General features: G+C 35.7%; 7 protein-coding genes. 4 read left to right on the top strand and 3 right to left on the bottom strand.

The window, feature by feature from the left end; genetic code table 11:
* Nucleotides 1–38: 38 nt before the first annotated feature.
* Nucleotides 39–308, top strand: coding sequence for a pentapeptide repeat-containing protein (locus MW688_RS03785; RefSeq protein ID WP_486734589.1), 270 nt, complete (start codon nucleotides 39–41; stop codon nucleotides 306–308).
* Between the two features lie 88 nt (nucleotides 309–396).
* Here the strand turns inward: MW688_RS03785 and MW688_RS03780 are convergent, their stop codons facing one another.
* From MW688_RS03780 to trpC, 3 genes are all read right to left on the bottom strand, one after another.
* Entirely contained in the window at nucleotides 397–2,085 is a 1,689-nt protein-coding gene (locus MW688_RS03780; protein WP_486734587.1) for a DUF3685 domain-containing protein, read from the bottom strand.
* Between the two features lie 251 nt (nucleotides 2,086–2,336).
* Nucleotides 2,337–3,482, bottom strand: a complete 1,146-nt coding sequence (locus MW688_RS03775; RefSeq protein WP_486734586.1) for a pyridoxal-phosphate-dependent aminotransferase family protein — start codon at nucleotides 3,480–3,482, stop codon at nucleotides 2,337–2,339.
* Nucleotides 3,483–3,503: 21 nt separating this feature from the next.
* Nucleotides 3,504–4,388, bottom strand: coding sequence for an indole-3-glycerol phosphate synthase TrpC (gene trpC, locus MW688_RS03770; protein WP_486734585.1), 885 nt, complete (start codon nucleotides 4,386–4,388; stop codon nucleotides 3,504–3,506).
* Between the two features lie 146 nt (nucleotides 4,389–4,534).
* On the opposite strand from trpC, the gene MW688_RS03765 reads away from it, so the two are divergent.
* From MW688_RS03765 to MW688_RS03755, 3 genes are read left to right on the top strand one after another with little or no spacing between them, the layout of a single operon-like run.
* Entirely contained in the window at nucleotides 4,535–4,951 is a 417-nt protein-coding gene (locus MW688_RS03765; RefSeq protein WP_486734584.1) for a hypothetical protein, read from the top strand.
* Nucleotides 4,952–4,975: 24 nt separating this feature from the next.
* Nucleotides 4,976–8,287 (top strand): hypothetical protein, encoded by a 3,312-nt coding sequence (locus MW688_RS03760; RefSeq protein ID WP_486734583.1) that lies wholly within the window; start codon nucleotides 4,976–4,978, stop codon nucleotides 8,285–8,287.
* Nucleotides 8,265–9,713 carry a peptidoglycan-binding domain-containing protein gene (locus MW688_RS03755; protein ID WP_486734582.1) on the top strand — a complete coding sequence of 483 codons (1,449 nt, stop codon included), beginning with the start codon at nucleotides 8,265–8,267 and terminating at the stop codon, nucleotides 9,711–9,713. Before MW688_RS03760 ends, MW688_RS03755 begins: the two co-directional genes overlap by 23 nt.
* The last annotated feature ends 9 nt before the right edge of the window (nucleotides 9,714–9,722 follow it).

Here is a 9,722-nt window from a genome sequence, read left to right as displayed (position 1 = left end):
TTTCTGTCTTATTTTGCTGTTTGAGTAAATTTGAGTAGATTTTTAGAAGCGGTGCTATTTTAGGGGATTTAGCATGTGTCAACTTAGAAGAAGCCAACTTAGAGAATGCCGATTTAGAGAATGCTTGTTTACAAGGTGTCAATTTAAAGGGTGCTAATCTAAAAAATGCTAATCTAGATACTGCTAATTTGATAAATGCCAACTTAGATGGTACCAATTTAGATGGTGCCAATTTAAAAAACACCTGTCTGGAGGACCCAGAAATATGGAATGTTCACCCGGGTACCACTAAAGTAATCGGGATCTAGAGTTATATTATGGGATATTGATGCAAATACTTAAAATCATACCCAAATAATTCGATGAGAATGTAAAATAACTACAAGTAAAGTATATTTATTTTCGTTGATCGCGATTACGATATCTAGTCTCTTGAAGGGTGTTACCAATTCCCTGGATAAAACCTTTACCGATTAAACCGATACCCTTACCAATTACTTCTGTGAGTAAATAAATTACAGTTTTTCCTAAGGAATCAATCACAGATTTAACCCCAGGTGCGATCGCATCTCTAGCTTCAATAGCGATAGTCACTAACCAACGCAATCCCCTGAGTTGTTGTAATTCTAATTTACGATTAGCTTTAATAAAAGTTCTTTTGATGCCGCGATCGCTAAAATAATAAACTTCATACTTATCTTCAAATATATCCTTTGGTTCTTGAAAATACTTATCTATACGATATTTCCATGATAGACGGTTACGAAATTCTGCCACATCCCGAGAAGAACTTATTTTTTGAGCATAAATATCTGGTTGTTTTATTTCCCTATCTACGAAATTATTTAAAATTGTCAGCATCACTCCATTAGCGAGTTGAATCAGCATATTATGCCAAAGTATTGTAAACCTTTCTTTAACTTTTTCTGGTTCACTTACCGTATCTTCTGCGATTAAATATTCCAATATTTCTAAACTAAAGGGAATTTTTGTTAAAACATCTATATTGACAAACTCCACTTCTTTAATCAAAATATCCAACAAAGATACTTTATTTTCAAACACATAACCATAGTACTTACTAATAAAATCAAAACTACAATACTGCCAAATATCTTTAACAATTGCTTGAATAGTCACAGATAAATCTTCTTCATCTGTATCTGTAAACTTAATTTCTTCAACAGTTTTACTAACTTGAGTCGAGATTAAATATAGTAATTCTTTTTTTTGCTTATCCCGAAGAATATCAATTTCCAAGGGCTTTTTGGTAAGATTATTTACGCCAGCTTGAATTTGAGTTAAAGTAGCAGTAAATAAATTAGATTCATTTAGTCTGTTATTACCTTGAGGGATTAAAGCCAATTGACTAGCTATTGGATTAGAAGAAGTATTAGCGGGTAAATCAGCAAGAGAATCGGATGGAGGTAAATTTTGAACCACCACATATTCTACAGGAGAAAGCTGATTAACCAACCAACGGGCTAATTTCAATTCTCGTTTACGTCCTGTCCAGTATAACCAATCTAGTAGAGGTAGCTGGGAGTTTTTCAGAGAGTTATTAACTTGTTTCAAGTTTTGGTCAATCTGTTTTAAACCCTCTTTAGCCTGAAGACTAAACCAGTTGTACTGTTTTTTCTGAGGAATAATTGTAGCCAAACTAGGGGGAATTTGCCAAGAATTTTGATTATTAGCTACTTTTCTTAAACCTTTGACTAAATTCTCAATTGAAGTTCCCTTGAGACAATAACCCTTAACCCCGAGATTATAAGCAGCGAGTAACTGTGGGGAGTTAGTTTGAGAGGTTAGTAAAAATACTGGTAAACTAGGGTATTGACGTTGGAGTGTTTGGCAAAATTGGAGTCCAGATAATTGGCTAGGACTTTTGAGTTTTAGATCTAATTCTAGAATAACTAAGTCTGGTAAGACTGTAGTTAGACTCTCTAAAGCAGACTCAACGCTAGTAACTTGATTAATTATTTGTAAATCAGGGAAATTACCTTCAAGTAAAATTGTGCGTAAACCTACACCAAAAATAAGATCATCATCAACTAAGAGAATCTGAATAGTTGGAACATTTGTCATCTTTCCGCCCTCATGGAGACTCTCGCTAAACCTCTCATCAGGTTAGCGATGAGAGGAAATGAGGGACATAATTTATGTTGCATAGTTATATCCATCTGATTTGTGAATAGGTTTACAGTATTTGTGGCTAATACCTTGAACTGTTTGCTTAGCAGTTTTAATGTTAAAAATTGCTATGGTTACATTATCTCGATTGATAACCAGAGAGTTATAAGGCTATATAACTCTCTAGCTAGTTTCAGTAGAGACTCTTATAAGAATTTAGCTACAGCAGTTACTCCGGCGCCGGGAGTAAATCCTTCGTAACCTAATTCTTGGAGAGTACTTTCTAAAGCAGAAATAGCAGTAATAATATCGCGATCGCTGACAAAGCCTAGATGTCCAATGCGGAATATTTTACCCTTATAATCATCTTGTCCTCCTGCTAGGGCGATATCGTAGCGTTTTTTCATCACAGTGCGAATGCGTTCTGCGTCTACTTGATGAGGTATAACAGAGGTAATAGCGGTACTAGCGGCCTCATCTGGTGCAAATAGAGGTAACCCTAAGGCTTTGATTCCGGCGCGGGTAGCTTGAGTTACTCGTTGATGGCGGGCGAAAATATTCTCTAATCCTTCCCTTTCCATCATTTCTAAAGCACAATGTAACCCAAACACTAAATTTACTGGGGGAGTAAAGGGGGTGGTATTTTTACTTGCTGATTTGCGATACTGTTCTAAATCAAAGTAAAAACGTGGTTGAGTGCAATTTTTATAGGCTTCCCAAGCTTTAGGACTTACAGAGACGAAGCCTAAGCCTGGGGGTATCATATAGCCTTTTTGAGAACCAGATGCCACTACATCTAATCCCCAAGTATCGATGGGAATATTTATTGCCCCCATACTAGTTACAGCGTCTACAATTATTAAAGCTTCTCCATGGTTTTTAACATAGTTATTAATAGTTTCTATATCATTAAGTACACCACTGGAGGTTTCTGAATGGGTAATAATTACTGCTTTGATTTCCTTATTGGTGTCAGCTTCTAATTTAGCCTTAAACTCTTGAGTATCTAAAGGCTTACCCCATTCGGCGGAGATTACCTCTACATCCAAACCAAAGGCTTTACTTACTTTTGCCCAGCGATCGCCAAATTTCCCGTTACTACCTACTAAAACCTTTTCTCCTGGGTTGATAAAGTTGATTATGCCTGCCTCCATGGCACCTGTGCCTGAAGCTGTTAAGATCAAGACATCGTTAGTAGTTTGGTGTAACCATTGCAGCTTTTTGGTTACTTCTGCCATAATGTTGCTAAATTCTCCACTTCTGTGTCCTATGGGAGATTTAGCCATAGCTAGTAGTACTTGTTCCGGTACAGGTGTAGGACCGGGTATCATCAACATTTGTTTGTCTTCCATGATTTTCTCCGTTGTGTTTAGCTACTGTAAGTATAGTTTAGCGATACCTTCGCTGGGTGATGATTGTTTAACTAAAGATTCCCCGATTAAAACAGCATTTGCTCCCGCTTTTTGAACTTTGATCAGATCAGAATTATTATATATCCCCGACTCACTCACTACTAAAATATCTTTTCTCTTAATCTCTGCTTCTCTTGCTTTTAATAATTCACAAGTTGTTTCTAAGTTTACGCTAAAGTCTTGAAGATTACGATTATTAATACCAATGAGATTGATTCCTGGTATCTTCAACACCCTATCTAATTCTTCTAATGTGTGGACTTCTACTAAGGCATCCATTCCCAAACTCTGAACTATCTTCACTAAATAACTCAAATCTTGGTCATTGAGAATTGCTGCAATTAATAAAACTGCATCGGCGCCATAGCAACGGGCAAGATATACTTGATAGGGGTAGAGGATGAATTCTTTACAGAGTAGGGGTATATTTACTTCTTGGCGAATTTGACCTAGGTAGTCAAAACTCCCTTGGAAAAACTTTTCATCCGTTAATACTGATATACAAGTGGCTTTTCCTTCTACATAAGCTTGAGCTATTTTTACTGGATCAAAATCTGCTTTTATTATACCTTTAGAAGGAGATGCTTTTTTAACCTCAGCAATTAAAGCTGGTTTTCTCTCGCTGTTTTCTATTGCTTTTCTAAAACCTTGAGGCGGTGCCATTTTTTGCGCTTTTTTACGTAATTCTATTAAAGGTAGAGTTGCTCTTTTTTTTTCTACTTCTATTTCCTTTTCCCAAACTATTTTTTCTAAAATATTTACTGCCTCAGCGTTGGGAAGTTTAATTTGATAGCGTAAGTTTAATACATCTACAGGCCGATTTGGTTGTAAGCGTCTAATTTCCATAATTTCAATCACTAACTAAATGACAATATGTTAAACCAGTTGTTATCTTTTAATACTAAAATAAAATCTTGACATAGGATATAGCAATTTTCAAGTAAATAAGATAGACTTTAATCACTATTGTAACTTTTAAATCGACTATTCTTATGTTACATTTAGCTCAAGTTAGAAAGAATACTACTTCTAACAGTTTAGATTTACAACTATTAGCTTATCAAAAGCCGAATCAACTCTGGAGTATTTGTCATCCAGAGAGTATAAATTTAGAAGATCATCAATTTTTAAATGAAGGGATATTAGTATTAGTTGAACTCAATGAAAATAGAGAAATTGTTAATATAAAAGAAGCCAAAGAATGGATATTAAATATAATTAATAACTATTTAGGTCCAACCCAAATTACACCGGAGGTATTAGAAGAAGAAAAAATTAAAATAGAAGAGTGGAAGAGAGAGTTAACAATCAAAAGTCAAGAATTAACGGAAATGCACCTAGGAATAGAAAGCCGTTTAGAACAATTAAAAGAATTAGAAAGGCATTTACGCCAGATGCCTAATAGTTGAAAGAAAAAAGGATAAAGAAAAAATATGCAACCATCGCCGCTACAACCTCGCCTCAAGGCAAACTCGCCAATTAATCCAGGGACACCAGGAGAATGGAATTATCGGGAGAATGTGGCATTTTACGCGGAATTAGCAGATAGTTTAGAGTTAGAAATAGGGATAGGTAGTGAAGCAGAAACAATAAGTCACATACCAGATATGTGGGCACGTCCATTACTAATAAATATGATTCTGGGGAATACAGAACACCCCCTACATGATAAAATTAAGGCACAATGGCGAGGAATGTTAGCGGCGATCGCTCTAGCAGAAGTTTACCGCTTAAAATTAACAGCCACAAAAATAGATTTAAATGAAGAGAGTGGAGATGATTTTGTGGAGGCTTTGCGGTCTCTGATTCCGAGTCGGGAGAAAACAGTATATCAAACTCCCACAAATCCTTGGCTACAAATTTATGTCTTCTCCTTTGAAAAAACTCTAGAAAATGGTGAAACAGTAAAATCAGCAGTAGGCATGACTTCACCCTTAACGCTAGTATGTCCAGCAGAAACAGGAGATTGGACAGGTTTACCCTGGTATCAAAGAAAAATGTTAACCTCACCGCTACCATGGTATCAAGAAGACGGAAGCATATCTCCCCTAACCTGTGATGAATTGACTGACGATGATAAAATTCAACTCAAACTATGGTTAGAAGAATTAACAGAAGAATTGAACTTGGGGAATAGCTATACAGCGAAAATTAGGGAACTAATTTTAGAATGGCTGGGGGAATTAACAGGGAGTATAAAGAGTAAGATGAGTAACTCCTCGCGCCGTAACTGCACAAATTTACAATACTTCCAAACACCGATACACCTGGGGGGAATTTCTACGCTAAATAATCCCATAGGCGCCAAACAACCAATAGTAGAAGAATCAAGTTTATTAATAACTGACTGCATCAGTGAGGCAGTGTTATTTATTCCCGAGGATGTGGAGAATATATGTAGAGTTTGGCAAACAAATAAAAGGGATATCTGGGTATACGATACCAGTTTAGCAGCGTTTGACCGAGAAGAATTTGTCAACAACTACCCAGGGGAATACCTAACCTTTGAGGATATATTTTTAGAAGAATTGTACTTTCTCAAAGGGTCTCATAGTTTCTTACCGGGGGCAATTTTACCAAAAGGTGCCGATACCATAACCTATCGAGACAAAAACAAAGATATTGCGATCACTCCCCTATTACCCCTAAAGCCAAAAATACTCAACTATTTAACTCCAGAATCCTTAAAAGAAATGCTGGAGATAAGGCGACAAAATCGTAAAGATAATAAATCGGGAGTTGTGATTACCCTGAGATTGCGACTAGCGGGGGGAGAATATAGTGTAAGTAAAGATTATGAGATTAAACCGGAATTAGGAATTAGTAATATACCCTTTTTAGAAGTATGGCCCTATTTTGACGCACCTGACTGGCGAGAATACTATACATTTTACTTTGACGATCGCACCAATGAACAACAGACAAAAGAACTTATATTTACAGTAGATACGCCAGGCGATCGTCTCCTGCATAATCCTGAGGGACAAAACTTTGAAATTATCAAACTAGAAAACTTTCCTAACTATTTAATTTGTCATGCCAATCACTCATCTGAGGAGATAGGCTTAATTTTACTCCCATCTCCTCCCAAAGTAGGCAACCTTAACCCCAATGAAACTTGGACAGTTGGGGTAGATTTCGGTACCTCCTTTACCAATGTTTACTTTAATCCTGGTGACAATCCCCAAAAACTGACTCTCTCGCCTCTTCACTTACAAGTAACTGCCATTCCCAGTGGACGTTTATCAATTCTCTACAAATATTTTATTTCGGGGGCAAAAGAAGAATTTCCCCTTTCTAGTGTCTTAACCACCCTAGGCGCCACAGGAGTAGAGAAGTTAATATTTGATGGACGTGTGTATATTCCCCAAAATATTAGTCAATTTAACCCCACTGACAGCAATATCAAGAGCGACTTAAAATGGTCTGTATCTGACATTAGCGCCAATAAACTTTTTTTACGTAACCTCGCGCTTTTAGTCACAGCCGAAGCGGCAAGAAATCATATACGCCATATCAAATGGACAGTATCTTATCCCTTTGTTTTCTCATTAGAGGATCAAAACACTTACTACACAACTTGGAGAAATATCATTCAAGAATTAAACACCACCACTGGTATTAATCATCAGTGGCGAGGAAATCTCAAATATCATTTTCGCACTGAAGCCTTAGCCTTAGCCCAATATTTTGCCGACTACGAAGATAACGATTTACTATATACAACCTGTATAGATATGGGAGGTGGAACTTCGGATATCTCTATTTGGCAAGGCAATAGATTAATTCATCAATGTTCAATTAAGTTAGCGGGTAGAGACTTATTTGCTCAATTCCTCCGTCAAAAGGTAGACTTTTTGCAAGAGCAATTTGGAGTAGATTTAGCTTCAGTAGCTAATTATATTCAACCAGAACCATTTTATGTGACTCTAGACGCCTTATTAATTAATCGTGGTGAAGAATGGCTAAAAACAGAACGTCCGAATATTCTCAATAATCCCGACTTAAACTACGTCACTCAACTTTCAACCTTGGGAATTTCTGGATTATATTACTATATAGGCAAAGTGATAGCAGGACTTTATGCAGAGCAAAAGTACTTAAAACAAGAAAATACTCCCGTATATATAGGAGGGAATGGTTCTCGTATCCTCAACTGGTTGTCGCCGTCAGGAGAATTTAACGCCTTTTGTGAAGCCAACCGCCTGTTTAGTCGTATGCTAAGTGCCGGATCTAATTTCCCGGATCATCAAGAAGAAACTATCTTAAGTAAAAAACCAAAAGACGAAGTTGCCTGCGGATTAGTTTACACCCGCAACACCCGTTTAACAGGCTTAGATGAATATATAGAAGATCAATTATTTGCAGCAGAAAAGTGTATCATTAACGATGTCAGCTTTAATGACTTATCTCGTTTACAATTACCGAATAAAATAACTAGTTTTACTATAGATAAATTGACTAACCTCCAAGATTTCCTGGAACAATATCATCAAGCTATCACAGACTTAAATTTAAAAAGGATTAAACCTCTAAATTGCTACAGCGAAGATAGCAAAGAAAATGAAGCCGAAAAAGAAAGACTCTGGCGTAAAGTAAAAAGAAGAGTTGACAATGCCTTGTTACAAGTTATAGGTAGTAGTCAAAATCTACGCTTACAGCCAGCCTTTATTATTGGCTTAAAAGAATTACTGAAAATTCTCAACACAGGAGAAAATGATTATGAAGAAGAAACTGATATTTAGGTTAATACTAGGATTATTACCCATCTACATTTTGATAAGTTGTAGTCAAAAGCCTCAACCAGATTTACCAGAAATAGATATCAGCGATCAAGTGACTCAACCTAATCAAGATAAGATTAACAGAATTAATGAAGAAATAAATACCCTCAACAATGAAATTGAGCAACTAAAAGATAGTGTAGCAAGCAATACTTATACCAATTTTCAACAACGGCAAAATTTTTATCAACAGGCGGAAGCATTATTTGCAGAGATTGCTGTTGATTATGGAAACATAATTAGTCAACTACCATCAACTTTACAAACTAATCCCCAAGTTCAAGCTATCAATCAAAGAAGCGAATCATTACTAGAGCAAATTTTTCAGACCCTATCACAAGTTCAATCGGGAAATTCAAATCAAATCCAACAAGCACAAACTTTACTCCAAGAAAAAGGTTATTATCTGATTCAAATAGATGGTTATGATGGTCCAAAACTAGCTAATGCGACTCAACAGTATTTGCAGTTTAGCCTCGGTTCAATAAATAATAATTTAAAAGAATTAGAGCAAAAAATTCTTAATACTACTACTCCTGATATTTCACTTGAACCGATTGTCATTGAAGAATCATCACCAGAATCTTTACGTTCTTGGTCGTGGTTATCTTCATGGTTAATAGGTTTAATCTTGGGTACTTTATTAACATCAGCAGCTTTTATTGCTTTATTATTTGATCATAAAAATAAAAGAAAGAAACAAACTAGAAACGACAAAATGCCAACAGCTTCACATTTCCAACAAATTATCAATGATATTCATAGACAATTATCTATTCTGAAGACTTCAATGGAAAAATTAAGCCAAAATACTTTAACACAATCAGTATATAAAGAACAACAACAACAACTAGCTAATTCACTGGCTAATAATTTTACTCAGTTACAACAATATCTCACTTACACCTATGTAGATAAAGATACTTATAATCGTGACTTACACAAAATGGAAACAATGCTAAACACACTTCCTCAATCATTTAAATCAATTCCCCTAGACGAATCGTTTCTTAACGAGTATTTAAAAATTTACCATAATCAGCCAGAGTTATTTTTACAATATGTTGAAGATTATCATGAAGTAAGAGAATCAGAGAAACAACAACAACTTCGCCAAAGAAAAAATACTAATACTGTTATCCTAGAAGAAGACAATACCAAAGGAGATTTCTGGGTAGTAGAATTCCCGGAAAGCAACTTAAGCTATTTATTTTTGGGTGATTATCAACCATCTTCTTCTCAAGCTTTCACCATTAAAGCACTTTTTGAGGGCTATGTTGAAAGTGATGATGAGGATTTGGTACTAATTAAACCTGGATTAGTCAAACAAATTGACCGACGACGCTGGGTATTACAAAAGAAAGGACTCTTAAAAGTAGTAAAATAATTCATTATT

Source organism: Johannesbaptistia floridana (assembly GCF_057440575.1).
The sequence above is the reverse complement of the archived record's forward strand: the minus strand, read 5'-3'. Positions and strand labels throughout refer to the sequence as shown.